Origin of the sequence: Streptomyces fagopyri, assembly GCF_009498275.1 — a bacterium.
Classification (GTDB): domain Bacteria; phylum Actinomycetota; class Actinomycetes; order Streptomycetales; family Streptomycetaceae; genus Streptomyces; species Streptomyces fagopyri.
Window position 1 is genome coordinate 2,322,319 of record NZ_CP045643.1, and the last position, 25,651, is coordinate 2,347,969.

General features: G+C 72.4%; 20 protein-coding genes. 3 read left to right on the forward strand and 17 right to left on the reverse strand.

Annotated elements, in window-relative coordinates; all coding sequences use genetic code 11:
* Positions 1 to 362 precede the first annotated feature (362 nt).
* The 3 genes from GFH48_RS09945 to GFH48_RS09955 are packed head-to-tail and all read right to left on the reverse strand — an operon-like array spanning position 363 to position 2,904.
* Positions 363 to 1,037 carry a 3-oxoacid CoA-transferase subunit B gene (locus GFH48_RS09945; protein ID WP_153287913.1) on the reverse strand — a complete coding sequence of 225 codons (675 nt, stop codon included), beginning with the start codon at positions 1,035 to 1,037 and terminating at the stop codon, positions 363 to 365.
* Positions 1,034 to 1,702, reverse strand: coding sequence for a 3-oxoacid CoA-transferase subunit A (locus GFH48_RS09950; protein ID WP_153287914.1), 669 nt, complete (start codon positions 1,700 to 1,702; stop codon positions 1,034 to 1,036). Before GFH48_RS09950 ends, GFH48_RS09945 begins: the two co-directional genes overlap by 4 nt.
* Positions 1,699 to 2,904 carry a thiolase family protein gene (locus GFH48_RS09955; protein ID WP_153287915.1) on the reverse strand — a complete coding sequence of 402 codons (1,206 nt, stop codon included), beginning with the start codon at positions 2,902 to 2,904 and terminating at the stop codon, positions 1,699 to 1,701. The genes GFH48_RS09950 and GFH48_RS09955 overlap by 4 nt, the downstream gene beginning before the upstream one ends.
* Positions 2,905 to 2,986: 82 nt before the next feature.
* Here GFH48_RS09955 and GFH48_RS09960 point away from each other — a divergent pair, with 82 nt between their 5' ends.
* On the forward strand, positions 2,987 to 3,874 hold the full coding sequence (locus tag GFH48_RS09960; protein ID WP_153287916.1) for a LysR family transcriptional regulator: 888 nt from the start codon (positions 2,987 to 2,989) through the stop codon (positions 3,872 to 3,874).
* Positions 3,875 to 4,028: 154 nt separating this feature from the next.
* Here GFH48_RS09960 and GFH48_RS09965 read toward each other — a convergent pair whose 3' ends face one another.
* The 9 genes from GFH48_RS09965 to GFH48_RS10005 form a co-directional block, all read right to left on the reverse strand.
* Positions 4,029 to 6,503, reverse strand: coding sequence for an SWIM zinc finger family protein (locus GFH48_RS09965; RefSeq protein WP_153287917.1), 2,475 nt, complete (start codon positions 6,501 to 6,503; stop codon positions 4,029 to 4,031).
* A gap of 626 nt (positions 6,504 to 7,129) precedes the next feature.
* Positions 7,130 to 10,018 (reverse strand): DEAD/DEAH box helicase, encoded by a 2,889-nt coding sequence (locus tag GFH48_RS09970; RefSeq protein WP_153287918.1) that lies wholly within the window; start codon positions 10,016 to 10,018, stop codon positions 7,130 to 7,132.
* A 96-nt stretch (positions 10,019 to 10,114) separates the two neighbouring features.
* The gene (locus GFH48_RS09975) at positions 10,115 to 10,696 is read right to left on the reverse strand and encodes a sugar kinase (RefSeq protein ID WP_153287919.1); all 582 of its coding nucleotides are present in this window, start codon (positions 10,694 to 10,696) and stop codon (positions 10,115 to 10,117) included.
* Positions 10,693 to 11,838, reverse strand: coding sequence for an ROK family glucokinase (locus GFH48_RS09980; protein WP_153287920.1), 1,146 nt, complete (start codon positions 11,836 to 11,838; stop codon positions 10,693 to 10,695). Before GFH48_RS09980 ends, GFH48_RS09975 begins: the two co-directional genes overlap by 4 nt.
* Positions 11,839 to 12,357: 519 nt before the next feature.
* Positions 12,358 to 13,176, reverse strand: coding sequence for an ATP-binding cassette domain-containing protein (locus GFH48_RS09985; protein ID WP_153287921.1), 819 nt, complete (start codon positions 13,174 to 13,176; stop codon positions 12,358 to 12,360).
* Entirely contained in the window at positions 13,173 to 14,231 is a 1,059-nt protein-coding gene (locus tag GFH48_RS09990) for an ABC transporter permease (protein WP_153287922.1), read from the reverse strand. Before GFH48_RS09990 ends, GFH48_RS09985 begins: the two co-directional genes overlap by 4 nt.
* Entirely contained in the window at positions 14,228 to 15,232 is a 1,005-nt protein-coding gene (locus tag GFH48_RS09995) for a sugar ABC transporter substrate-binding protein (RefSeq protein WP_153287923.1), read from the reverse strand. The genes GFH48_RS09990 and GFH48_RS09995 overlap by 4 nt, the downstream gene beginning before the upstream one ends.
* A 140-nt stretch (positions 15,233 to 15,372) precedes the next feature.
* A complete protein-coding gene (locus GFH48_RS10000) occupies positions 15,373 to 16,368 on the reverse strand; it encodes a sugar ABC transporter substrate-binding protein (protein ID WP_153287924.1) in 996 nt (331 codons plus the stop codon).
* A gap of 423 nt (positions 16,369 to 16,791) precedes the next feature.
* Positions 16,792 to 17,529: a GntR family transcriptional regulator gene (locus GFH48_RS10005; RefSeq protein WP_153292827.1), complete on the reverse strand. Its 738-nt coding sequence runs from the start codon at positions 17,527 to 17,529 to the stop codon at positions 16,792 to 16,794.
* 128 nt (positions 17,530 to 17,657) lie between these two features.
* Here GFH48_RS10005 and GFH48_RS10010 point away from each other — a divergent pair, with 128 nt between their 5' ends.
* Entirely contained in the window at positions 17,658 to 18,668 is a 1,011-nt protein-coding gene (locus GFH48_RS10010; RefSeq protein WP_153287925.1) for a Gfo/Idh/MocA family protein, read from the forward strand.
* Positions 18,669 to 18,873: 205 nt separating this feature from the next.
* Here the strand turns inward: GFH48_RS10010 and GFH48_RS10015 are convergent, their stop codons facing one another.
* Positions 18,874 to 20,046, reverse strand: a complete 1,173-nt coding sequence (locus GFH48_RS10015; protein ID WP_153287926.1) for a cytochrome P450 family protein — start codon at positions 20,044 to 20,046, stop codon at positions 18,874 to 18,876.
* A gap of 44 nt (positions 20,047 to 20,090) precedes the next feature.
* Entirely contained in the window at positions 20,091 to 20,762 is a 672-nt protein-coding gene (locus tag GFH48_RS10020) for a response regulator (protein WP_153287927.1), read from the reverse strand.
* 155 nt (positions 20,763 to 20,917) lie between these two features.
* Between GFH48_RS10020 and GFH48_RS10025 the strand changes: the two genes are divergently transcribed.
* A complete protein-coding gene (locus GFH48_RS10025; RefSeq protein WP_153287928.1) occupies positions 20,918 to 21,946 on the forward strand; it encodes an aldo/keto reductase in 1,029 nt (342 codons plus the stop codon).
* Between the two features lie 514 nt (positions 21,947 to 22,460).
* Here the strand turns inward: GFH48_RS10025 and GFH48_RS10030 are convergent.
* The 3 genes from GFH48_RS10030 to GFH48_RS10040 all read right to left on the reverse strand — a co-directional run bounded on the left by GFH48_RS10030 (position 22,461) and on the right by GFH48_RS10040 (position 25,434).
* A complete protein-coding gene (locus GFH48_RS10030) occupies positions 22,461 to 23,762 on the reverse strand; it encodes a sensor histidine kinase (RefSeq protein WP_407698622.1) in 1,302 nt (433 codons plus the stop codon).
* Between the two features lie 287 nt (positions 23,763 to 24,049).
* A complete protein-coding gene (locus tag GFH48_RS10035; RefSeq protein WP_153287930.1) occupies positions 24,050 to 24,442 on the reverse strand; it encodes a ribonuclease domain-containing protein in 393 nt (130 codons plus the stop codon).
* An 86-nt stretch (positions 24,443 to 24,528) separates the two neighbouring features.
* Positions 24,529 to 25,434 carry a DMT family transporter gene (locus tag GFH48_RS10040; RefSeq protein ID WP_153287931.1) on the reverse strand — a complete coding sequence of 302 codons (906 nt, stop codon included), beginning with the start codon at positions 25,432 to 25,434 and terminating at the stop codon, positions 24,529 to 24,531.
* Positions 25,435 to 25,651 lie beyond the last annotated feature (217 nt).

The window sequence follows — 25,651 nt, forward strand, 5'->3', positions numbered from 1 at the left end:
CGTGAGAGCCGGGATCCCGGGTGGGAGCCGGCGGGCGCCGGACGGGTACCTGCGGACCCAGGTGGGGTTCCGACCGAGTACCGGCGCGGAACCGAGTGGGAACCGGCGGGGGCGCGGGTGGGGCTCCAGGTGGGTGCCCGCGGGGACCTTTCCGGCCCTGCGCGCCCCGCCCCCGCACGCGGCCTTGTCGTGGAGGTCCGGCCGGGACGGGGTGCTCCGGCTCGGATCACCGGCCGGCACGACCGCTCGGAGGGACCGCTGGGAAAGCCCGCTGCGAAGGACCGCCGGAAAGATCCGCCGAGACCACCGGGTCAGACCGATCAGGTCCGGATGCCTTGTGCCGCACGGCTTTTGAGTGGGTGTCAGGCCGGGGACGGCAGGAGCGGCAGTTCGAGGCGGCCCGCGAGGTCGTCGACGGTGACGCCGAAGGTCTCGCGCACCGTGACGCCCGCCGGGGTGATGTCGAAGACCGCCAGGTCGGTGTAGACGCGGTCGACGCAGCCCAGCCCGGTCAGCGGGTAGGTGCACCGCGGAACCAGCTTGGGGGCGCCGTCCTTCGTGAACAGCGTCATCATGACGAAGACCTTCTTGGCACCGATCGCGAGGTCCATGGCACCGCCGACGGCGGGAATGGCGTCGGGTGCGCCGGTGTGCCAGTTGGCGAGGTCCCCGCTCCCGGCGACCTGGAAGGCGCCCAGGACGCAGATGTCCAGGTGACCGCCGCGCATCATGGCGAACGAGTCGGCGTGGTGGAAGTAGGCCGCCCCGGGCGGTTCGGTCACGGGAACCTTGCCCGCGTTGGTGAGATCGAGGTCGATCTCCTCGCCCTGCGCGGCCGGTCCCATGTTGAGCATGCCGTTCTCGGTGTGGAGCACCACCCCGGAGTCGGCCGGCAGATGGTCGGCGACGAGTGTGGGCTGACCGATGCCGAGGTTGACGAACGCGCCGTACGGAATGTCGCGGGCCACCAGGGCGGCCATCTCGGACTTGCCCAGCGGCCCGCGTCCGCTGTCCGCCGTGCGCAGGATCGGGGTCATGCGGTCAACTCCTGTACCACGCGGTCGACATAGATGCTCGGCGTCACCACGGCCTCGGGGTCGATCACGCCGGTGTCGACGATCTCGCGGACCTGTGCGACCACCGTGGTCGCGGCGGTGGCCATGACGGGCCCGAAGTTGCGGGCGGTCTTGCGGTAGACGAGGTTGCCCATGCGATCGGCACGATGGGCGCCGATCAGCGCGACATCGCCCTTGATCGGGTACTCCAGGACGTGGGTACGGCCGTCGATGACCCGGGTCTCCTTGCCTTCGGCCAGCAGGGTCCCGGCTCCGGTGGGGCAGAAGAAGGCACCGATACCGGCACCGGCCGCCCTGATCCGCTCCGCGAGGTTGCCCTGCGGCACCACTTCGAGCTCGATCCGGCCGGCCCGGTAGAGGCCGTCGAAGACGTACGAGTCGGACTGCCGGGGGAAGGAGCAGACGACCTTACGGACCCGTCCCCTCGCCAGCAGCGCGGCCAGCCCGGTGTCGCCGTTGCCCGCGTTGTTGGACACGACGGTCAGGTCCTTCGCACCCTGGCGGATGAGGGCGTCGATCAGATCGACCGGCATTCCGGCCATCCCGAAGCCGCCGACGAGCACCGTCGAACCGTCCTCGATCCCGGCGACGGCCTCATCGGCGTGGGCGCACAGCCGCATGGTCATCGGCCGGCCTCCGTGACGTTCTCCAGGACGACGGCGAGCGCCTGGCCCACGCCGATGCAGATCGCCGCGACGCCCCATCGTCCGCCGGACTCCTTCAGCCGGTGCGCCAGCGTGCCCAGGAGCCTGCCGCCGGAAGCTCCCAGCGGGTGGCCGAGCGCGATGGCACCGCCCTTGGTGTTGACCATCGCGGGGTCGATGTTCCAGGCGTCCACACATGCCAGTGCCTGCACGGCGAACGCCTCGTTGAGTTCGACCGCGGAGACGTCCGACCACGTGATGCCGGCGCTCTTCAGGGCCCGGTTCACCGCCTCGACGGGAGCGAAGCCGAACATCTGCGGATCCAGTGCGAACACCCCTCGCCCGGCTATGCGGGCGAGCGGATCGGCGCCGATACGCGTGGCGGCGGCCGCCGAGCCGAGCAGCACGGCCGAGGCGCCGTCGCTCAGTGGCGAGGAGTTGCCCGCCGTGATCCCACCGCCGGGGCGGAAGGACGGCTTGAGGGCGGCGAGCTTCTCGGTCGTGGATCCGGGCCTGACGCCCTCGTCCCGGGCGAGGGTGCCGCCCCTGCCGTCGGTCGCGACCGGCACCACCAGGTCGTCGTAGAAGCCGGCCGTCCAGGCGGCGTCGGCGAGGTTGTGGGAACGGACGGCGAACTCGTCCTGCCGCTCCCGCGGGACGCCGAAGCGGTCGGCCAGCTGTTCGTTGGCCTCACCCAGCGAGACCGTCCACTCCTTCGGCATGCGCTCGTTGACCAGCCGCCAGCCGACAGCGGTGGACACGGCGGTCACGTCGCCGACGGGATAGCCGCGCGCGGGCTTGGGCAGCACCCAGGGAGCCCGGGTCATGGATTCCACACCGCCGGTGAGCACGATGTCGGCGTCTCCGGTCTCGATGGCACGGGAGGCCATGATCGCCGCGTCCAGGGAGGAGCCGCACAGCCGGTTGACGGTCGTGGCGGGCACCGAGGTGGGCAGTCCGGCCAGGAGCACGGCCATCCGGCCGACGTTGCGGTTGTCCTCGCCGGCGCCGTTGGCGTTTCCCCAGACGACGTCGTCGATGCCGCCCGGATCGAGCTCCGGCACCTTGGCCAGGACCCCGTTCACGGCGAGCGCCGCGAGGTCGTCGGGCCGGATTCCGGCGAGAGCGCCGGAGAACCGTCCGAAGGGAGTCCTTGCCGCTGCGTATACGTAACTTTCGCTCACGTCTTCACGGTAGGTCGCCCTCTTCATCGCGTCCAAGACACAGTACGGAGCGATTGATAAGGCAGCCTTATAAGCTGGGGCCATGGAACTCCGTCAGGCCCGCTATTTCCTCACCCTCGCCGAGGAGTGCCACTTCGGGCGCGCGGCGGCCCGCCTGCACGTGGCCCAGCCGGCCCTCTCGCAGCAGATCAAGACGCTGGAACGCGAGCTCGGCGTCAGCCTCTTCCAGCGTTCCACCCGGCACGTGGAACTCACCGAGGCGGGCCGGCACCTGACCCCGTACGCCCGTACGCTGGTCACCGAGGCCGAACGCGCGCGCGTCCACATGGCGGAGCTCGCCACCGGCCGCGCCGGCCGTGTCTCCGTCGGGTTCATCGGCACGGCCACCTACGACGTCCTGCCCCGCGTCGCCCGGACCGTACGGTCCCGGCTGCCTCACCTCACCCTCGACCTGCGCGGCGAGCTGATCACCCCGCAGCTCGTGGACGGCCTGCTCACCGGCACCTACGACCTCGCGGTGTCCCGTACCAGCGCGGCCGGGGTCGAGGGAGTGCACATCACGCCCTTGCGCACCGAACCCCTGATCGCCGTGCTGCCGGCCCACCATCCCCTGGCGGCCGACCGGCGGATCTCGCTGAGCGCGCTGGCCGACGAACCCTTCGTCGTCCATCCCTCGCAGCCGCGGTCCGCCATGTACGACCGCGTCCTGTCGGCCTGCGCCCGGGCCGGTTTCCGGCCCTCGTCCCTCGTCGAGGTCGGCGAGACCGCGACCCTCGTCGTCCTCGTGGCCGCGGGGCACGGCGTCGCGCTCGTGCCGCGGTCGGTGCAGAGTCTGCGGCTCGACGGCGTGACGTACGTACCGCTCGCCGAGACGGAGACCATCGATCTCATCCTGGCCCGCCGAGCGCACCGCGACTCACCGGCTGTGCAGCACGTCGCCTCGATCATCGAGGAGTGCGTGCGCCCCTGAGCGGCACCGGGCACGCGCCCGCTCCCGGGCGAGTACTCAGCCCGCGAGGCCTCCACCACCCGCGGGAACGGCCTCGCGGGCGGGGTCGAATCCCGACGCGCGCCGCGCCCGCACCGGTCCCTCGCGCGTACGGCCGCCCGGTCGGGCCCCGGCGTCAGAACTCCCCGGGTGCGCCGAGGCCGGTGAGGGCGCCGACGGGGTCGAGGTCGGGGGTGCCGCGCGGCCACCAGTCGTCCTGACCGGGTTCCGATTCGTACGCGTACCAGAGGCCGTCGTGGCCCAGCCGCAGTTGGGCGTGGCCGCGGGGGTGCGTGAGGTGGTTGCGCCAGGGGCGGAAGGCCGGGAGGTCCGCGGCGAGCAGCAGCGGACGGGCTCGGTCGAAACGGCCGGCGGGCGGGTCCCAGGGTTCTTCGAGGACGCTCAGCCCCTCGATTCCGCCCTGACGCCAGGCGGCGACCGCGCGCGCCAGGTCGGCGGGGGTACGGCCGGCGGCCGAGGCGAGCGAGGAGTAGAGGGCGCGGGTGGCCGCGGTGAGCCCGGAACCGGGGCGGGCGGCGGCGAGCCGGACCGCGTCCTGCCAGAACGTCAGCTCCGCGACCGGGTCACGGCCGGCGGTCAGCATCACGTGCGCGCGGGCCGCCGCGTCCGTGGCCAGCTGGTCCAGCGCGAACGGGTCCGGGCCGCCCGGGGCACCCGGGTAGGTCGGCGGCTGCTCGGGGTGCGCGGGCGCGGGCAGGGGCGCCGGAAGGGGCGGCAGGCCACGGCGGGCGAGGACGTCCCGGGCCCGTACGCCGGGAAGGGGCGCCGGCTCCTGTTCCTGCGCGGCGCGGGCCGCGCGGGCCGCGTTGCGGCGGGAGAGTCCGTCGAGCAGTTCACGCTCACCTCGGCCGCGCAGCAGGAGCAGCACGAACGGGTCCTCGTCCAGCAGCCGGGCCGTCTCGTAGCAGAGCGCCGCCGCGTGTTTGCAGGGGTGACCGGAGTCGGGGCAGCTGCAGTGCGGTGCGAGGTCGCGGGGGCCGGGGAGCAGGTCGACCCCGCAGTCGGCGAGCGAGCGGGGCATCTCCTTGTCGAGCAGCGCCGCGATGTGGCCGGGCCGATCCGCGGCCGCGTCGAGGAAGCGGTCCCAGTCCCCGTCGTCCAGTGTCCGCAGGGCGACCTGCACGCGGTAGGGCCGCGGACGGCTCCCGTGCACGTACGCCAGCACCAGTCCCGGGGTGACCGTGATGGCGTCGACCCGCCCCTTGGCCGCGTAGGCCCGCCCACGCGCCAGCCGCGCCACGTCGAGGGCGCCCTCCTCCAGGGCGCTCACCCAGGCGTTGCCCCACCACGTCCGCGCGAACGACTCCGCGTCGGGCCTCCGTGCCGGGAGCGCGGGAAACGTACGGCGCAGCTCTCCGTCCCGCCCCGGGGACCCCATGGACCGCGGCAGCCGGGCCGCCGGCAGGGGTGCGCTCCGCTCCCCCGGCACGCCGAGACCGCCCGCGCCGGGCTCCGCCGTCCTGGCGGTCCGGGCGCGCCGGGCGGCCGCCCCGGGGGTCTCCGTACTTCCGGTGGTCGTCGCAGCGGGCTCCGTGTACCGGGTGGTGGTCGTCGCGCCGGACTCCGTGTACCGGGCGGTGGTCGTCACGTCGGACGTCGTATCGCGGGCAGCCGTCGCGGCGGCGTCCATGGTCCCGCCGACCGGACCACCGGCTTCCATGTATCGGGCGGGGGTCATCGCGCCGGACTCCGTGTCCCGGGCAGCCGCCCCCGCGGTGTCCGTGGCCCCGGCGACCGGCCCACCGGCTTCCGTGTACCGGGCGGGGGTCATCGCGCCGGACTCCGTGTCCCGGGCAGCCGCCCCCGCGGTCTCCGTGGCCCCGGCGACCGGCCCACCGGCTTCCGTGTACCGGGCGGTGGTCGTCGCGCCGGACTCCGTGTCCCGGGCGGTCGACCCGTCGGTGCCGGTATCCCGGGCAGCCTCCCCGGCGGTCCGCGTGACCGAGGTGACCGACCCGGCGGAATCCGTATCCCCGGCGGTCTCCGTGACCCGGGCAGCCGCTCCGGCGATCCGCGTGACCCAGGTGGTCGACCCGGCGGTCCGCGTGTCCTCGGCGGGCTCAGGCGTCGCGACGTCCTCTCGGGACGCTTGCGAGTGCGCGGCGCGGCGGCTCCCCGTCCCGGCGTCGGACGTCTCCGGGCGCGCGACGGTACGCCCGTCCGGCAGCGGTGGGGCCTCGGGGCCCGGCACTCGCGTCGTACGGGTCCGGGGGTCCTCGTCGCCGGGCAGCTCGAACGCTCCGTCGAGGAGGTCCCGTACGTCCCGTACGTCCCGGGCCGGCGCTTCCGGGTCGAGTCCGCGTGACGTCCGCCGGGCCGGAGAAGCGGTCGGCGGTGTGCGGTCGGCGAACCGGCGCCGGGGCTCCTCGGCCTCCTCGCCCCCGGCGTCCGTCCGCGCCTGCCGTGCTTCGCTGCGTGCGGCGCGCAGGGCTTCGCGGGCGACATCGCCCGGACGTGCGGCGCCCGCGGCCGGGGCGACCTGGCCGTCCGCTTCCGTCGCGTCCGTGGCGGTGGACCGACGTACCGCCGAACGGTCCTCCGACGCGGCGGGCGCCGGGGCCGTCCCGGGAGCGCCTTCGGCAGTCGGCACTTCTCCGACTCCGGCTCCGGCTCCGGCACCGGCACCAGCACCAGCACCAGCACCAGGGATGCTCCCTCTCGCGGCGGCGCGGCGCAGCGCCTGGCGGGCCGCGTCGCCCGGTCGGCCGCCCGGGGTGACCGGGGTCGCCTCGGCCGGTGGGCCCGGCTCGTCCTCGGCCGCAGCTCCGCGCTCCCGCGCGGCCCGCAGGGCACGGCGGGCCGCGTCCGCGGGACGCGCGCCCTCCTCGGTCGAGGGGCGTGCGGATCCTTCGGCGCGGGGCTCTTCCGGCTCGTCGGTTCCAGCGGTCTCCGCCGATCCCGCAGGTCCGGGCATCCTCGCCGCCTCCACAGGCCCCGCAGGCCCGGTCGACCTCGCCGCCTCCGCAGGTCCCGTCGGTCCGCCGGGCCCCGCAGCCCCCGCCGGGCCGCATGGACCCGGGGTCTCTGTCGGTCCGCCGGCTCCCTCCGGTCCGGCAAGTCCGAGTGGCCCGTCAGACCCCTCCGGATCCGCCGGCGTGGCCGGTTCCTCCACCGGACCCGGCTCGCCCTCCGGACCCGTTCCGACCGGGCCTTCGGGTCGCCGGAGACCGTCGTCCGGGCCGGCCGGCTCCGGGTGTCCCCCGTCCGTGGAAGCGCTCACTCGGTCCTCCGCAGTGAGACGAGGTCCGACAGCTCGCGGTCGGTCAGCTCGGTCAGGGAGGCCTCTCCGGAGCCGAGGATCGCGTCGGCCAGCGCCCGCTTCGCTTCGAGCATCTCGGCGATGCGGTCCTCCACCGTGCCCTCGGTGATGAGGCGGTGGACCTGGACGGGCTGGGTCTGGCCGATGCGGTAAGCGCGGTCGGTCGCCTGCTCCTCGACCGCCGGGTTCCACCAGCGGTCGAAATGGACGACATGACCGGCCCGGGTGAGGTTCAGACCGGTGCCGGCGGCCTTGAGGGAGAGCACCAGGATCGGGGTGGCGCCGCTCTGGAAGCGGTCCACCATGTGTTCGCGTTCGGCGACGGGGGTGCCGCCGTGCAGGAGCTCCACCGGGACGGCGCGTGCGGCGAGGTGCGTGGTGATCAGGCGGGCCATCCCCACGTACTGCGTGAAGACGAGTGCCGAGCCGTCCTCCGCGAGCAGGGTGTCCAGGAGTTCGTCGAGCAGGGCCAGCTTCCCGGAGCGGGCGGCGGACCCCTGGGCGGCGGTCCGCGCGTCCTCCTTCAGGAACAGCGCCGGATGGTTGCACACCTGCTTGAGGGAGGTCAGCAGCTTGAGGACCAGGCCACGCCGGGCGATGCCCCCGGCGGTCTCGATCGCGAGCATCGACTCACGGACCACCGCCTCGTAGAGGGAGGCCTGTTCGCGGGTGAGCGGTACCGGATGGTCCGTCTCCGTCTTGGGCGGCAGCTCGGGGACGATCCCGGGATCGGACTTCTTGCGCCGGAGCAGGAAGGGGCGGATCAGCCGGGCCAGACGGGCCACGGCCTCCTCGTCCTCGCCGTTCTCCACCGCGCGGGCGTGCCGGGCTCGGAAGGACTTCAGGGGGCCGAGCAGGCCGGGGGTCGTCCAGTCCAGGAGGGCCCACAGTTCGGAGAGGTTGTTCTCCACGGGGGTGCCGGTCAGGGCGACGCGCGCGGGGGACGGGATGGTCCGCAGTGCCTTCGCCGTCGCCGAGTAGGGGTTCTTGACGTGCTGCGCCTCGTCCGCGACGACCATGCCCCAGGCCTGCTGGGCAAGCCGGGGCGCGGTCGAGCGCATCGTGCCGTAGGTGGTGAGGACGAAGCCTCCGTCGAGGTCGTCGAGGGTGCGGTCGGGCCCGTGGAAGCGGCGGACGGGGACGCCGGGGGCGAAGCGGGTGATCTCCCGCTGCCAGTTGCCCAGCAGCGACGCCGGGCAGACGACCAGCGTCGGTTCGGCGTGGGCCCGGCGCAGGTGCAGGGCGATGACGGTGATGGTCTTGCCCAGACCCATGTCGTCGGCGAGGCAGCCGCCGAGGCCGAGCGAGGTCATGAGGTCCAGCCAGGCCAGTCCCCTGAGCTGGTAGTCGCGCAGCCGGGCCTGGAGACCCGGTGGCGGCTCCACGGCGGTGACCCCGGCCGTCAGGCGGTCGCGCAGCACGGCGAGCGTGCCGACCGGCACGGCCTCGACCGTCTCGCCGTCGACCTCCGCGGTGCCGGTGAGTGCCACGGAGAGCGCGTCGACCGGGTCCAGCAGGCCCAGCTCACGCTTGCGGGCCTTGCGGACGAGGGCCGGGTCGACCAGCACCCACTGGTCCCGCAGCCGGACGACCGGACGGTGGGCCTCGGCGAGCGTGTCCATCTCGGCCTCGGTGAGCGGATCCCCGCCGAGCGCCAACTGCCAGCGGAACTGGAGGAGTTCCTCGCTCTCGAAGAATCCCGTGCCGTCCGTGGCCGATCCGGGGGCGGAGCGCACCACGGCGGCCGCGCTCAGGTCGTGCGCGAGGTCCCGGGGCCAGTGCACCGCGACACCGGCCGCGCCGAGGCGGGTCGCCGCGACGCCGAGCAGGTCGGACAGCTCGTCCTCGAAGAGTGCGAGGACGTCGGGCACGTCCTGTTCGCCGAGGCGGTCCAGGGGTGGCCAGACGCGGGCCGCGCGGCGTACGGCGAGCGCCGCGTCCACCCGGGCGCGGGGGCCGAAGGCCGTGTCGGCCTCTCCCGCCCACAGCGCCGCGGCGTCGACGACGAGCGTGGGGTCGGCGAGGCTGTGAACCTGGACGACGGCGGCGCCCGCGCGGCGCGCTCCCTCGCCGTCGTCGAAGAGCTGGTACGCCGACAGGTCCAAGCGGAGCGAGATCCGTACGCCCGCGTCCATGCCCGCGGCGACCTCGGCGGCCCAGTCGTGGGCGGCTGGCAGCCGCTGCGGTTCACGGGCCGCGAAGGGCTTCCCCGAGATGTGGGGAGCGGCGGGGGTGCGCGGCAGGGTGTCGGCGACGGCGTCCAGGAAGGAACGCATCAGCGCTTCCGGTTCGGGCAGTCGCAGCGGGCCCTTGCCGGGGAGGGGGACGGCGTGACCCTCGTACGGGAGGGAGGCGGCCACGGCGCGGAGGTGCGCGATGTCGTCCGGGTCCAGGGGGCCCGCGCGCCACGCGTCGAGGCCCTCGGGCGTCAGTCCGGGCAGCAGCCGGCCCCGCGCGATCAGGCGCAGCGCGTGCAGGGCGGCCGCGCCCCAGCAGGCCGTGGCGGGGTGGGCGGCGCGGTCGCGGCGGGCTCCGGCGAGCAGCGGCAGGGCGTCGGCGATCGGCAGGGTGAGGGCGGGGACGGTGCTCCGGCGGATCCCGGAACCGTGCGGTCGGACCACCGTGAGCCGGGTCGGGTCGGGCGACGGCGCGCTCGCGGCGCCGCCCGGGGAGGCCGGTGTTCCGCTCCCGGCCGGGGCCGGCGGGGAGCCGTCCGGGGCGGGCAGTGGTCCGCCGTCCGGGTCCCAGAAGGCGACGCGTCCGTCACGCGGCAGGGGTGCGGGCAGGAAAACGGCGGCGAGCCGCACCGGCACGGCCGTATCGGTCCTCGGGGCTCCCTCGCCCATACGTCGTCACCTCCCGCCCTCGGTCGAATCGGTTGTCTTCGACTCTACGGGCGGGGTCTGACAACGGGTTCCGGCGACGGCCCGGGACCGGCTCGTCTACGGGACCGTGCGCGAGACGACGTACACCATGGGGTACGTGGGATTGGCCAGGTTGACCACGACGTCCTGGGTGGGCGCCGGGTCCTTCTGCTTGCGGGTGAGGCCCCACCACTGGCCGGGGACCGAGAACTTCCAGCCGGTGACCTTCTGGTCGCGGGCGCTGATCGTGATGTCGTCCTTCGTCAGCGCCTGCCGGTCGGCTCCCAGGCTGGTGAGGAAGGTGTCCAGGCCCGCGTTGGTGAGCTGGAACTGCGCGTACAGGCGGCTGGTCTTCCAGTTGTTCGTCTCGTAGAACGCGACCTTGGCGGCCGGGTGCGGGATCTCCACCTGGTAGAGGCGGCGCTGGACCTTCGACGGCCAGCCCGCCGTGAGGCCGGTCGCCGAGTACTTGTCCTCCTTCTGCTTGCCGCTGTCGCGGCTCTGGTTGGCGGAGATCACCAGGTATCCGGCCGGGACGCCGATGAGCAGCACGATGATCAGCAGGGTCAGGGCCCGGCGGCGGAACTTGTGGCGCGGGTCCTCCGGCGGGCGCCGCGGCTCGTCCGGCGGTGACGCCTGGCGCGGCAGCGAGGCGGTCACGGCGTGCCCTGGGTCGTACGACGCGACTCGGTGAAGCGCTCGTACCGCTCGTAGCGCTCCACGCGGCGGCGCTTGGCGCGGCGGAAGCGGCGGGCGACGAGGCGCGCGAGGTCCGCGGCGCCGACCATCCCGGCCTCGGGGCCGAGCTGGGCGCGGGCGATGCGGGCCTCGGGGCGGTAGCCGCGGCCGGTCAGGTGCCGGCGGAAGGCGTCGCGGGCCGGGCCGATCAGGAGGTCGTCGGCCGCGCTGACGCCGCCGCCGATGACGAAGCAGGAGGGGTCGAGGGCGGCCGCCAGATTGGCGATGCCGACGCCGAGCCACTGACCGATGTCCTGGAGCAGCTCGATGCACATGGCGTCGCCCTCGCGGGCCAGCTCGGTGATCATCGGGCCGGTGATGTCGGCGATGTTGCCCTTGACGTGTTCGATGATCCCGTACGCGACCGGGGAGTCCGCGGCGGCGAGTTCGCGGGCCTCGCGGACCAGGGCGTTGCCCGAGCTGTACTGCTCCCAGCAGCCGCGGTTGCCGCACGCGCAGCGGTGGCCGCCGGGGACCACCTGCATGTGACCGAACTCTCCCGCGACGCCGAACCTGCCGCGCTTGACCTGACCGTCCTCGAGGAGCGCGCCGCCGATGCCGGTACCGAGCGTGATCATGACGAGGTTGTCCTCGCCGCGGCCCGCGCCGAAGCGCCATTCCGCCCAGGCTGCGGTGTTGGCGTCGTTGTCGACGAGCACCGGTACGGCGAGGCGGCCTGCCAGGCGGTCGCGCAGCGGTTCGTTGCGCCAGGAGAGGTGGGGGGCGAAGAGGATGCGGTTGCGCTCCGCGTCGACCCAGCCCGCCGCGCCGATGCCGACCGCGTGCACGTCGTGCCGGTCGGAGAGGTCCAGGACCAGCTCCATGATGGTGTCCTCGACGACCTTGGGGCTCTTGGACTTGTCCGGCGTCTCGGCGCGGAGCTTCTCCAGGATGTTGCCGTCGGCGTCGACGACCCCCGCCATCACCTTCGTACCGCCGATGTCGATACCGACGGTGGGGACGCGGGGCGCCGTCAGGTGGGAACGGCGCTCGCGCGTCCCGACGGTCCGCAGGACGGTGGCCCGCGCGGAGCCGCGGTGTGCGAGGTCGCGGTAGGTGCTCATCGGGCCGATTCTGCCTCACCCAGCCGGGGTTTGCTTCGCCGGGGAGGTTTGGGGGGTGAGGGGTGGGGGTGACGTGCGGTTACGTGTGGTGGCGGGGTGTGACGCGGCCGGTGCCGTGCCCTTGCGCGGTGCCTCCGGCGGTCTTCGGTGTCGTCGCGGTGGGCCCTCGATGTGACGTGGCGCGCAGTTCCCCGCGCCCCCGGGTGGGACCGGTTCTGCCGGTCCCGCGACCCACGCCCGTGCAGTGATCAACCCCCGCCGTCGCCACCGTGCCGGCCCGCCGTGGATCGGCGCGCAGTTCCCCGCGCACCTGGGCAGGGACAGAGGCAGGGACAGCCGGCCCGCTCACAGGGACGACGCCGGCGCCGTGATCATCCCCCGCCGTCGCCACCGTGCCGGCCCGCCGTGTCTCGGCGCGCAGTTCCCCGCGCCCGGTCCTGGGACCGGTCCGGCCGGTTCACGATGGTGACGGGCTTGTGGCCGGCCCAGGGTCAGGGCCGGCCGGGGAAGCCGGGTGGGCTACGTCGTGCGTTCCAGCTCGTGGCGGAGGTCGTCGAGTTCGCTGCCGCCGGCCATCTGGCGGGTGAGCTCGTCGAGGGTGATCTCCTCGCGGGTGTGGCTGCCGAACATGGCGCCGCGCTTGAGGAGGACGAAGCGGTTGCCCACCAGGTAGGCGTGGTGCGGGTTGTGGGTGATCAGGACGACGCCCAGACCGGCGTCCCGGGCGGCGGCGACGTACTTGAGGACGACGCCGGACTGCTTCACACCGAGCGCGGCGGTGGGCTCGTCCAGGACGAGGACCTTGGCGCCGAAGTACACGGCGCGGGCGATCGCCACACACTGCCGCTCACCACCGGACAGCGTGCCGATGGGCTGGTCGACGTCGCGCAAGTCGATGCCCATGCGCAGCAGCTCCGCGTGGGTGGTCCTGCGCATGAAGTCCACGTCCATGCGCTTGAACGGGCCCGCGCCCTTCGACGGCTCGGAGCCGAGGAAGAAGTTCCGCCACACCGGCATCAGCGGGACGACGGCGAGGTCCTGGTAGACCGTGGCGATCCCGCGGTCGAGCGCCTCGCGCGGGGACGACAGCCGGGTCTCCTCGCCTTCGATGCGCAGCGTGCCCGCGTCGTGCTGGTGCAGCCCCGCGATGATCTTGATCAGCGTGGACTTGCCCGCACCGTTGTCCCCGAGCACGCAGGAGATCTCCCCCGCGTGCACCACCAGCGAGACGCCTTCGAGAGCGCGGATGTTGCCGTAGTACTTACTGACGTCGTCGAGCTCGACGAGTGCCGTGCCCTCCGCGGGGACCGCTTCCGTCTTCTCCGTGTCCGTCGTCATTTCGTCACCTCCGCGCGCTTGCGGACCCAGTGGTTGAGCAGGGTCGCCAGGAGCAGCATCACTCCGAGGAAGAACTTGAACCAGTCCGGGTTCCATTCGGCGAACACGATGCCCTTGCTCACCATGCCGAAGATCAGCGCGCCGACCGCCGCGCCGACCGCGGAGCCGTAGCCGCCGGTGATCAGACAGCCGCCGATGACCGCCGCGATGATGTAGATCAGCTCGTTGCCGACGCCCTCGCCGGACTGCACGACGTCGAACGAGAACAGCAGGTGCTGACCGGAGACCCAGGCGCCGAAGGCGACGCCCATGTAGAGGCCGATCTTGGTCTTGTTGACCGGGACGCCGACCGCGCGGGCGGCCATCTCGCCGCCGCCGACGGCATAGATCCAGTTGCCGACGCGGGTGCGCAGCAGGATCCAGGTGGCCACGACGACCAGGGCGAGCCACCACAGAATGGTGATCTTGAAGTCGACGCCGCCGATCGTGATCGTCGAGGCGAAGACGTCCTTGGCCGAGGAGAAGCCCTGCATGTCGGCGATCGACTTGGTGGAGACCGTGCGGCTGATCAGCTTGGTGAAGCCGAGGTTCATACCGGTCAGCATCAGGAAGGTGCCGAGCGTGATGATGAAGCTGGGCGGGTCGGTGCGGGTCAGCATGACGCCGTTGAAGACGCCGATCCCGAGCGTGACGACCAGCGAGACGAGGACGCCGACCCAGACGTTCGCGGTCAGCTGGTAGCTGAGCATCGAGGAGATCAGCGCGGAGCTGGTCACCATGACGCCCGCGGAGAGGTCGAACTCGCCGCCGATCATCAGCAGCGCGACCGGTACGGCCATGATGCCGATGGTCGACGAGGCGTACAGGACCGTGCTCAGGCTGGCGGCCCGTACGAAGCTGTCCGCGAAGATCGCGAAGAAGAGGAAGACCGCGATCGCGCCGACCACGGAGCCCAGCTCCGGCCGGCCCATGAGTTTGCGCAGCGGCGAGGTCTTCACGAGGCGCTCGTCGTCGGCCTTGGTGCCGGGCGACGGCGCGGGTGCGGTGGCGGTCATCGGGTTCCCCGCTTCGTGTACTCCTCCAGCGCGGCGGCCTGATCCTTGGTGATGATCTGCGGTCCGGTGAGTACCGGCTTGCCGCCGCCGAGGACATCGGCGTTGTACTTGTAGAGCCAGAGCAGGTCCACTGCCTCGTAGCCCTGGAGGTAGGGCTGCTGGTCGACGGCGAAGCCGAGCGTGCCGTCCTTGAGCTCCGCGGCCACCTTCGCGTTCAGGTCGAAGGTGTCGACCTCGGCGTCGCTGCCCGCGTCCTTCTTGGCCTTGACGGCCGTGTCCGCGTAGGGGGCGCCGAGCGTGACGACGGAGTCGATGGACTTGTCCGCCTGCAGCTTGGCGCCGATGGAGGACTGCACGTCGGGCATGCTGGTGCCCTGCACGTAGAGATCCTGCACGGTGCCGTGGAAGGTCTTCTTGACGCCCGCGCAGCGCTGCTCGTGACCGACGTTGCCCTGCTCGTGCAGGATGCACAGGGCCTTCTTGCGGCCCCGCTTGTTCAGCTCGTCGCCGACCGCCTCGCCGGCGATGGTCTCGTCCTGGCCGATGTGGGTGAGCGCCCCGAACTGCTTGGACTGCTCGGAGCCGGAGTTCACCGTGATCACGGGGATTCCGGCCTTCTCCGCGCGCGCCACGGCCGCCTTCATCGCGTCCGGCTTGGCCAGCGTGACGATGATCCCGTCGACCCGCTTGTCCACGGCGGCGTCGACGAGCTGCGCCTGCTGCTGCGCCTCGGCGTTGTGCGAGTACAGGAAGTTGATGTTGTCCTTGACGGCGGCCTGCTTGGCGCCGCTCTGCACGATGTCCCAGAACGTGTCGCCATCGCCCGAATGGGTGACCATCGCGAAGGTCCACCGGGGTGTGTCCACCGCGGCCCTGCCCTGGGCGGACGCCGCCTTGCGGGCATCCTCGGCCCGCTTCCCGCCGGTGCTGCTGCATCCCGCGAGAGACGCGCCCAGCGCCCCTGCGAGCGCGATGCTTACCCAGGTCCGAGTCCGTGCCACGAGGCCGTGCCCTTCTTGCTGTGCTCCTTGGTGCGCCGGGGCCCGCGGAGCGGCCCGGCGGGCCGTTCCGTAGGCCCCGGGGGCCGGCCTCTCGCCGGCCCCAAACGCCCAAGTATCGAACACGGGGAGCGTGCATCCCATCAGCGGGTCCCGCGCGCGGTGTACTTCTCGAGCTGCGGCGCGTCCTTCTCGGTGACGATGGCCGGGCCGGTGAGGACCGTCTTGCCGCCGCCGAGCACGTCGCCGTTGTTCTTGTAGAGCCACAGCATGTCGATGGCCTCGTAGCCCTGGAGGTAGGGCTGCTGGTCGACGGCGAAGCCGACCTCCTTGGCCTTGAGCCGCTTGACCACTTCGGCGTTCAGGTCGAAGGTGTCGATCTCGGCCTTGCTGCCCGCGTCGGCCTTGGCCTTGACGGCGACGGCGGCGACCGGGGCGCCCAGCGTGATGACGGCGTCGATGCCCTTGGTCGCCTGCAGCTTCGCCTCGATGGACGACTGGCTGGCGGGCGCGTTCGTCCCGTCGACGTTGAGGTTCTCGACCGATCCGTCGAAGGTCTTCTTCACCCCGGCGCAGCGCTGCTCCAGGGAGACGTTGCCCTGTTCGTGGATGACACAGACGGCCTTCTTGAGACCGCGTTTGTTGAGTTCGTCACCGATGGCCTCACCCGCGACCGATTCGTCCTGGCCGAAGTGCGCGAGCGCCCCGAACTGCTTGGAGAACTCGGCGCCGGAGTTGATCGTGACGACCGGGATGCCGGCCGCCTCCGCCTTGGCGAGAACGTCCTTCATCGCCTCGGGCTTGGCCAGGGTGACGACGATGCCGTCGACCTTCTTGTCGATCGCGGCCTGGACGAGCTGGGCCTGTCCGTTGGCTTCCTTGTCGTTCGAGTACAGGAAGTCGACGTTGTCCTTGCCGGCCGCCGCCTTGGCGCCGCTCTGGACGATGTCCCAGAAGGTGTCGCCCTCGCCGGAGTGCGTCACCATCGCGATCTTCAGGCGGGGTGTGCCGGCGGCCTTGCCGCTCCCGCTCCCGCTGCCACTCGCCTTGTCCTCCGAGTCCTTGCCGCCGGAGCTGCTGCACCCGGCCGCGAGCGCGATCACAGCTATCACCGCTGCTGCTGTTCGGGCTGTACGCATGGTGGGACCACCCTCTCTCGCGCCGCTCCTTTGCGGCTGAGGGGAGTTCTAGCTCCGGGTCCGCACACCAGTCAATGGGTTTGTCAGAACATTCTTACGATTGAGATTCGGTCATGCCCCCGGCGATTCACACCCTCACCAGGAGCTTTCCGATCACGGGTGGAATTCACCGCCCCGCGAAGATCCAAACATTCACAGCGGCAGGAGGATTCACGGCCACACGACAATCCACCGCCATGCGCGGATTCAGGGCCATACACGGATTCACCGGCACACACGCATTCACCCCGACACGGGGATTCACGATCACGGACGGTGCGGGAGCGCGCGAGGACACACGGCCACGGAGACACACGGCCACGGAGACGGACGCCCGCGGAAAAGGCGGACGACCCCACGAGGACGCACGGGCGTCCCCGGCACTCACGGACGTACGAGGAGCTGGAACTCGAAGGAGTAGCGGGAGGCGCGGTAGGTGTGGGTGCCGAACTCCACGGCACGCCCGGTGTCGTCGAAGGTGGTGCGCTGCATGGTGAGGAGCGGGGCCCCGGCGGGCTCGCCGAGGCGCTCACCCTCCTCCTCGGTGGCCGCGCGGGCGCCGACGGACTGACGGGCACTGTGCAGGGTGATGCCCGCGGCACGCATCAGCCGGTACAGCCCGGTGGCCTCCATCCGGGCACTGTCCAGCTCCAGCAGGGCGGGCGGCAGGTAGTTGCAGAGGTACGCCATCGGCTCCCCGTGGGCGAGACGCAGACGCTCCACCCGGTGGACGTCACTGCCCTCGGCCACGCCCAGCGCGACCGCGACCTCGGCGGACGCGGGCACGACCGTGTTGACGAGCACCCGGGTCGCGGGACGCTGCCCGGCCGCCTCCAGGTCGTCGTACAGGCTGCTGAGCTCCAGCGGACGTTTCACCTGACTGTGCACGACCTGGGTGCCGACGCCTCTGCGCCGCACCAGCAGCCCTTTGTCGACGAGGGACTGAATGGCCTGACGGACCGTCGGCCGGGACAGGCCGAGCCGTCCGGCGAGCTCGATCTCGTTGCCGAGGAGGCTGCCCGGGGTCAGCGTTCCGTGCTCGATCGCGGCCTCCAACTGCTGGGACAGCTGGAAGTACAGCGGGACCGGACTGCTGCGGTCGACGCTGAGCTGGAGCGACACGGTCGGATCCACATCTGGTTTCGGCACGCGCCGAGCGTAGCTCCGGGAGATGTTGACGGGAAGTTGTGAAGTTCGATTGTCCGGACAAAGCATTGACACAGCACCTGGTGGGCCCTCAGTTTGTTCCCATGCGCATCGGACTTATCGGAACGGGTCGTATCGGTACATTTCACGCGACCGCTCTTGACCGCCACCGCGAAGTCGGTTCCCTCATCGTCACGGACGCGGACCCCGCGCGGGCCCAGGAACTCGCGGACCGTCTGGGTGCCACGGCGGCCCCCTCCGTGGACGAGATCTTCACCTGGGGCGTGGACGCCGTGGTCATCACCGCGGCCACCTCCGCCCACGCGGAACTGATCGGCCGGGCGGCGCGCTCCGGGCTCCCGGTGTTCTGCGAGAAGCCCATCGCCCTCGACCTGCCGGGCACGCTGGCCGCGCTCGCCGAGGTCGAGGCAGCCGGAACGGTTCTGCAGCTGGGCTTCCAGCGCCGCTTCGACTCGGGGTACACGGCCGCGCGGGAGGCGGTGCGGTCGGGGCGGCTCGGACGGCTGCACACCGTCCGGGCGATGACGTCCGACCAGTCGCCGCCGCCGGCCGCCTATCTGCCGCTGTCGGGCGGGCTCTACCGGGACTGCCTGGTCCACGACTTCGACATGCTGCGCTGGGTGACGGGCCACGAGGTCGTCGAGGTGTACGCGATGGGCTCCGACGCGGGGCCCGCCATGTTCCGCGAGGCGCGGGACATCGACACCGCCGCGGCCGTCCTCACGCTCGACGACGGCACCCTCGCGACGGCGACCGCGACGCGGATGAACGGCGCGGGCTACGACGTCCGCATGGAGCTGGCCGGTGACCTGGACCAGATCGGCGTCGGCCTGGACGACCGTACGCCGATCGCCTCCACGGAACCGGCCGGGCCGCCGCCCGCCGACAAACCGTGGACCGGATTCCTGGAGCGCTTCGGCCCCGCGTACGAGGCCGAGCTCGCCGCGTTCGTCGAGGTCGTCCGAGGTGAACGCGCCAACCCGTGCGACGGACGCGAGGCGCTGCACGCGCTGCGTATCGCGGAGGCCTGCGAGCTCTCGCGGCTGGAGCGCCGCCCGGTGCGGCTGGCGGAGATCCCCGCGGGCCGGGACTGAGCCGGGTCGTCCCGAACCAGGACCGCGCCGAACCCGGACCGTCCGGCGCGGCTCCCGCGCCGGAACCGGCCCGCACCGGCCATGCCCGGATCACTCCCCCCCCCACGCCCCAGACTCGCCACCGCACCGATCACGACGGGCATCCGCACCACCACACCACCCACGACCGACGCACTCACCACCGCACCGATCACGACCGGTGCACTCACCACCGCACCGGCAGACTGCGCACGCCGCGCATCAGCATTCCGGGCAGCGGCTCGCCCGGGGGGCCGTCGAGGGCGAGGTCCGGGCAGCGCTCCAGCAGCGAGCGCAGCGCGACCCGCGCCTCCAGCCTGGCCAGGGGCGCGCCCAGGCAGTAGTGGACGCCGTGCCCGAAGGCGAGGTGGCTGCGCGGGGTGCGGCGGATGTCGAAGCGGTGCGGGTCGGGGCAGTGCGCCGCGTCGCGGTTGGCGGCGTCGAGTCCGATCATCACCGGGTCGCCCACCGCGATGGCCCGGCCGCCGATCTCCATCGGCTCCGCCGCGTAGCGGTACGTCGCCGTCTCGACCGGTCCTTCGAAGCGGAGCACCTCCTCCACTGCCCCGTCCAGCAGGGTCATGTCGGAACGCAGCGCGGCGAGTTGGCCCGGGTGGGCGAGCAGGGTGTGCACCCCGTTCGTGATGAGGTTGACCGTCGTCTCATGGCCCGCGACGAGCAGGATGAACGCCATCCCGCGCAGTTCGCCGCGGGAGAGCCGGTCGCCGTCCTCGGCCCTGGTGCGGATGAGGTCGCCGAGCAGGTCGCCGGCGGGTGCCGTGCACCGCTTGTCCTCGATCAACTCGTCCAGATATCCGGCCAGTTCCTTCACGGCGGCGAACTCGCCGACGCCGTCCGTCGGTGTCACGATCTCGTTCGACATCCTGCGGAACGCCGCCCGGTCGATGTCGGGCACCCCCAGCAGCTCGCAGATGACGGTGATCGGCAGTGGATAGGCGAAGGAGTCCACGAGGTCCGCGCGGCCCTCGGGCAGCATCGCGTCCAGCAAGTCGTCGGTGATCCGCTGGACGCGGGGGCGCAGCGCCGCCACCCGGCGCATGGTGAACGCGCCCGCGACGAGTGAGCGCAGCCGGGTGTGCTCGGGCGGGTCGGTGACGAGCACATGGCGGCCCATCAGCTCGTCCTCGAGGGAGGTCAGCCCCGTCTTGGTGCTGTCCTTGGAGAGTCTCGGGTCGGCGAGGGCGGCCCGCGCCTCCTCGTACCCGACGACGAGCCAGCACTCGTACGCGCCGGGGGCCGGCATGCGCACCCAGTGGACCGGACCCCGCTCACGCAGCTCCGCGTACACCGGATAGGGGTCTTTCATGAACCGCGCGCCGTACTCACCCAGGTCGATCATGGCTCCGCCCTCCCGTCGCCCTGAACAACGCGCGACGTCCGCGCTCAGTGCCCGTCCTCCTCGAAAAGTCCGGCGTCGTACGCCAGCAGGGCGATCTGGACGCGGTTGTCGAGCCCGAGCTTGGCGAGGATGCGGGAGACATGGGTCTTGACGGTGGCGACGCTCATGTACAGCTCGGCGGCGATCGCCGCGTTGGAGGCACCCCTGCCGACGGCGACGGCGACCTCGCGTTCGCGGTCGTTGAGGCCGGCGATCCGGTCGCGGGCGGCGCTTCGGCGGGTGTCGGCGGGGTCGCCGGCCACCTGCTCCATCAGCCGGCGGGTGACGGTGGGTGACAGCACCGGGTCGCCGGCCGCGACCCGGCGTACCGCGTCGACGATGTCGGCGGGCGGGGTGTCCTTGAGGACGAACCCGGCGGCGCCCGCGCGCAGTGCCCGCAGGACCTGCTCGTCGGCGTGGAAGGTGGTCAGGACCAGGACCTGCGGGGCGTTCTGACGGTGGCGCAGCCGCTCGGTGGCCGTGAGGCCGTCGACCGCCGGCATCCGGATGTCCATCAGGACCACGTCGGGGCGGGTGCGGTCGACGAGCGCCTCGACCTCGCTGCCGTCCGCGGCCTCGCCGACGATCTCGATGTCGTCGGTGCCGCCCATCATGAAGGACAGGCCGGCCCTCACCAGCGGATCGTCGTCGACCAGCAGCAGTCGGATCGCTTTCATGGTGCCCACCGTAGTGATTCCTGCCGGGGCGCGTTGGGCGTGACGATTCCGTCCCGCGGCACTGGTCGGGCGGCTACGGTCGGTTGACCGGAGCCGGCTTCGCACGCCGGCCGACCGTGTGACATGTGACAGCCGACTTCCGGAGGAGTTTCCCCGTGCGCTATCGGCTCTTGGGTCGGACCGGTCTTCGCGTCTCCGAACTGTTCCTCGGTGACATGACGTTCGGGGAGCAGGACGGGGTGGGCGCGCCGAAGGAGGAGTGCGCCCGGATCCTCGACGCCTACGCGGAGGCCGGGGGCAACGTGGTCGACACCGCCGTCAACTACCGTGGCGGGGCCAGCGAGGAGATCGTGGGCGAGCTGCTGAAGGGGCGGCGCGACCGCTTCGTGCTGTCCACCAAGTACACGATCTCCCGTGACGGCGCGGACCCGAACGCCGCCGGGAACCACCGCAAGAATCTCGCGCTCTCCCTGGAGACGAGCCTGCGGCGGCTGGGAACCGACTACATCGACATCTACTGGGTGCACATCTGGGACCGGAACACTCCTGTCGAGGAGACGATGCGCGCCCTCGACGACGCCGTACGGTCGGGGAAGGTCCTGTACGTGGGCATCTCGGACGCGCCGGCCTGGGTGGTGTCACGGGCCAACACCCTGGCCGAGTGGCGGGGTTGGTCACCGTTCGCCGCGCTCCAGGTGCCGTACAGCCTGCTGAGCCGGGACGCCGAGCGCGAACTCCTTCCGATGGCAGAGGAGTTCGGCATGTCGGTCGCCGCGTGGAGTCCTCTGCAGAACGGCATCCTGTCCGGCAAGTACACCCGGCCGGGCGGTGTGCTGCCGGGCACCGCGACCCGGCTGTCCCCGGAGGCGGTCGGAGAACTGGAGCGGACCGTGGCGGAGGCCGTCCAGGTCGCGGCCGACGAACTCGGCGCCTCGGCCGCCCAGGTCGCCATCGCCTGGACCATGGCCCGCTCCCCCGCCGTCCACCCCATCGTGGGCGCCCGCCACGTCACCCAGCTCATGGACAACCTCGGCGCCGCCGAACTGACCCTGCCCGCCGAGCTGGTGGCCGGCCTGGAGGAGGTCACCGGCTTCCGCACCGGCTTCCCGACCGACTTCATAGACGAGACATCGACATGGGTGTACGGAACGGCGGGCCGCCGAGTGATCCCCCGCACCCACTGACACCGAGCCACGCGCCGGCACCCCGACCAAGCGGCAGCCGACGACGCACGGGAGGGACCGCGCCGGCACGGGGCGACCCATCGCTCACGCCCGGATCGAACAGCGACTCCCCCACCCGCCCCACACCTGATCCACCGCCGACGAACTCGACGCACCGACAACAACCCGCAGCCGCACACCCGCACCCCCACCCGCCCCACCGCCGACGAACTCGACGTACCGACAACAACCCGCAGCCGCCGCGCACCCGCATCGCTGCCCGCACCGCTGCCCGCACCCGGCGACGCACGCGAGGGGCCGTGCCGGTACGTCGCAGCCCGTCGCTCACGCCCGGATCGAGCAGCGGCTCCCGTGCCCGGCCCACGCCTGATCCAACGGCGACGGGCTCGACGTACCGGCACGGCCCCGCCCCACCACAGCCCGCACCGCGCCCCGCACGGGGCCCCGCACCGGCACGACCTGGCACAGCCCGCTCAAGACGTCCCCGGCCCGACCCCGGCCCGGCCCCCGCCCCTCACCCGCCCCACGGCAACCACGCCCGCACCTCGAACCCCCCGTCCCCCTCCACCCCGTGCGACAACCGCCCACCCGCGAGAGCCGCACGCTCGGTCAACCCGATCAGCCCCTGCCCGGAACCCGGCACGTGCGGCACCTCTCCCGACGGTGCCGGATTGCGCACGGTCACGGTCAGCCCGTCCCCGAACCCACCCGAGACGCGGACGGTGACCTCCGCACCCGGCGCGTGCTTACGGGCGTTGGTCAGCCCTTCCTGGGCGATGCGGTAGGCGGTGCGACCGATGGAGGCCGGCACCCCCGCGGGGTCGACGACGAGGAGATCGAGGACCACCTTCATGCCCGCCTCCCGCGACTCGGCGACCAGCGCGTCGACGGCCGCGAGCGTCGGCTGCGGCCGCCCCGCGTCATCGGCGTCACCCGCCCGCAGTACGCCGATGATCTCCCGCAGGTCCTGAAGCGCCTCGTGCGCGCTCTCCCGGATCACCCCGGCGGCCCGCGCGACCTCCTCGCGGGGCGCGTCCGGCCGGAACTCGAGGGCCCCGGCATGCACGCTCAGCAGCGTCAGCCGGTGGGCCAGCACGTCGTGCATCTCGCGCGCGATGGCCTCACGGGCCAGTCGCTGCGCCTGCTCGGCCCGCAGCGCGGCCTCCGTCTCGGCCCGCCGCGCCCGGTCCCGCAGACTCAGCATGAGCTGCCGCTTGGACCGTACGAACATGCCCCAGCCGACCACCGCGGCGGTCAGCAGCGCGGTGACCAGCACCGCGGCGAGGTAGGGAAGATCGGGGTCGGGGCGCAGCCAGAAGTAGGCGGGGAGCAGGGCGAGCTGGCTGCCCGCGACCCACGCCACGTAAGGGAACGGCCGGTGCGCGGCGAGGGTGAAGAGGGCGACCAGCCCGGCGCCGCCCGCCGTGTTCGAGATCATTCCGACGGGGATCATCGCCAGGGCCAGCCCCAGCGGCCAGCGCCGGCGCAGCCAGACCGCGGCGCAGGCGAGCGCGCCGATCCACTGGTCGGCGACGGCCAGGCCGTCGGGGATGTTCGGGTCACTCGTCAGCGTGTCCGCGGCGAGCACTCCGATGACGACGGCCAGCAGGAACCATCCGAAGTCGACGATCCAGTCGCGCACGGTTCGCCGGGGCCGCCCGCCCTCGGTGCTCTGTCCGGGGTCGAGTTCGGCGATCACCGCCGAGGGCAGCAGCCAGCGCCGCCCGGGCAGGAGCAGCGTCGGGGGCACGGGCAGCCCCGGCGCGGACAGGTTTCCCGGTATGTGCGGCGGACGGTCAGCGGTCACGGTCGACAAATCTACGCAGTCGGATCCGCCGCGCGCCTCTCCCTCCCGCCATCTGCGACCAAAGTCGCGGAGACGAGGACTTTCGTCCCTGCTGCTCGCCCCGGCCGCCCGTCCCGGCGCACGGGACGCAGGCCGCCCGCGAGGGTGGGGCCTCGCGGGCGGCCTGCGTCCTCGACGGTCACGAGAGCCGAGCGCGGCGCACTCGTCGCGCTCGCCCTCTCCTTCACGCCGTGCGCCCCCGCCGGGAGTCCGGCCGAGCACGGACCGGACCTCCGGGACGGCGGGTCACCCTCGGATCAGCAGCCGAAGTTGATCAGCTTGAACGTGACGTAGTGGTCCGAGGTGTAATAGTCCTCCCGCGTCTTCTTACCGGTCACGACGCGCTTGGCGCCACGCGTCGGGGAGCCCGGCGTGATGACGGTGTACTCGTGGTAGTAGCTGGCGGACTGGGCGGGCAGGACACCCTCGCGGTTCTGGAAGACGACCCCGTCCTGCGGGTACGGGAAGGGGCCTCCAGAGGCGATCAGGTCCAGCGTGTCGTGCGCCTGCGACGGCAGTGCGCCGTAGCAGACGCTTCCTACGGCGGTCGCCGCGGCGTCGGCGGGGACGACCCCGCTCCCGCCGATGAGCAGCGCGGACATGAGAGCGACCAGGGAACCGGTGCGAGTGATTCGTGGGGGGAATCTCATGACCCTAGGATGACGCGCGTAGACCATGACATGTCAATGTCAAGGTCGATGATTTCTCCCGCCGAGTCCGATGAGTTTTCCGCGAGTTAACCTGCCGCCCGGCGTCCCCACACGGTCCCGGCGACGACGAGTGCGCCGCCCAGCAGCCCCACCGCGCCCAGCCGTTCGCCGCCCAGCGCGATGCCCGCGGCGGCGGCCCACAGCGGCTCGGTGCCGAGCAGCAGACCGACCCGGGACGGCGAGGTCCGGCGCACGGCCCACATCTGCACGAAGAAGGCGAAAAGAGTACAGAACACGGCGAGGAACAGCAGCCCGGCCCACTCCCGTGCCCCGAAGTCGGCGGCCACACCCCAGGGCGTGGTGCCGGCACCGGTCGACAGCAGCGCGAACACGACCACCGCGGTGCCCAGTTGCACCGTGGTCAGCGGCAGCGCGCCGGCGCCCCGGACCGCCTTGCTGCGGGACATGACGAGTACGTGCACGGTCCGGGCGACGGCCGCGAGCAGCATCAGCAGATCGCCCGGCGAGGGCCGGGTGAAGCCGCCGCTCTGGGTCAGCAGGACCACGCCGAGTACGGAGATCCCGGCCGCGGCGAGGAAGGGGCGGGCGGGCCGGACACGGGTCACGGCGGCCTCGGCGAGCGGGGTGAAGATCATGGTGAGACTGATGACGAGGCCCGCGTTGGTCGCCGAGGTGTGCACGACGCCGTAGGTCTCCAGAAGGAAGATCCCGCTCAGGATCAGGCCCAGCGTCGCGCCCCCGCGCCACTGCGCGGCGCTCAGCGCGCGCAGGGAACGCCGTCCCGCCACGACCAGTACCGGCAGCGCGACGGCGAAGCGCAGCACCAGTACGGCGATCACCGTGCGCGCGGTGGTGACGTCCTTGGCCGCGAGATAACTGGCTCCCCAGACCGCCGCCACGAGCAGCAGGGGCAGGTCGGTGAGCCACGCGCGGCGCGGCGCGAGCGCGCCGGGGGCGGCGATCGTCGACATGGGCGAGGTCTCCTGCGGGGCGGCGCGGGCGTGGAGACGACACCGGCTCTCACGGGGGAACGATCACCGTACCGGCGGGAATGCGTGAGGGCTACAGGTTTCGCCCCCACCCGCCGTCCGCCGCCCTCCCACGTGCCCCAGTACCGCTACCGCCCTGCCGACCTGCCACCTGCGCTCGCGTCCCGGGACACGGCAGGTTCCCGGGTCGGCCGCGCGC

Bases quoted from the DNA above. Each gene is read 5' to 3' on its own strand.
- GFH48_RS10010 (WP_153287925.1), top strand. From the start codon at position 17,658: ATGCGCATCGGACTTATCGGAACGGGTCGTATCGGTACATTTCACGCG.
- GFH48_RS10035 (WP_153287930.1), bottom strand. From the start codon at position 24,442: ATGAGATTCCCCCCACGAATCACTCGCACCGGTTCCCTGGTCGCTCTC.
- GFH48_RS09945 (WP_153287913.1), bottom strand. From the start codon at position 1,037: ATGACCCCGATCCTGCGCACGGCGGACAGCGGACGCGGGCCGCTGGGC.
- GFH48_RS10015 (WP_153287926.1), bottom strand. From the start codon at position 20,046: ATGATCGACCTGGGTGAGTACGGCGCGCGGTTCATGAAAGACCCCTAT.
- GFH48_RS10020 (WP_153287927.1), bottom strand. From the start codon at position 20,762: ATGAAAGCGATCCGACTGCTGCTGGTCGACGACGATCCGCTGGTGAGG.
- GFH48_RS09970 (WP_153287918.1), bottom strand. From the start codon at position 10,018: ATGGGCGAGGGAGCCCCGAGGACCGATACGGCCGTGCCGGTGCGGCTC.
- GFH48_RS09950 (WP_153287914.1), bottom strand. From the start codon at position 1,702: ATGACCATGCGGCTGTGCGCCCACGCCGATGAGGCCGTCGCCGGGATC.
- GFH48_RS09980 (WP_153287920.1), bottom strand. From the start codon at position 11,838: ATGAGCACCTACCGCGACCTCGCACACCGCGGCTCCGCGCGGGCCACC.
- GFH48_RS09985 (WP_153287921.1), bottom strand. From the start codon at position 13,176: ATGACGACGGACACGGAGAAGACGGAAGCGGTCCCCGCGGAGGGCACG.
- GFH48_RS10000 (WP_153287924.1), bottom strand. From the start codon at position 16,368: ATGCGTACAGCCCGAACAGCAGCAGCGGTGATAGCTGTGATCGCGCTC.
- GFH48_RS09990 (WP_153287922.1), bottom strand. From the start codon at position 14,231: ATGACCGCCACCGCACCCGCGCCGTCGCCCGGCACCAAGGCCGACGAC.
- GFH48_RS09960 (WP_153287916.1), top strand. From the start codon at position 2,987: ATGGAACTCCGTCAGGCCCGCTATTTCCTCACCCTCGCCGAGGAGTGC.
- GFH48_RS10040 (WP_153287931.1), bottom strand. From the start codon at position 25,434: ATGTCGACGATCGCCGCCCCCGGCGCGCTCGCGCCGCGCCGCGCGTGG.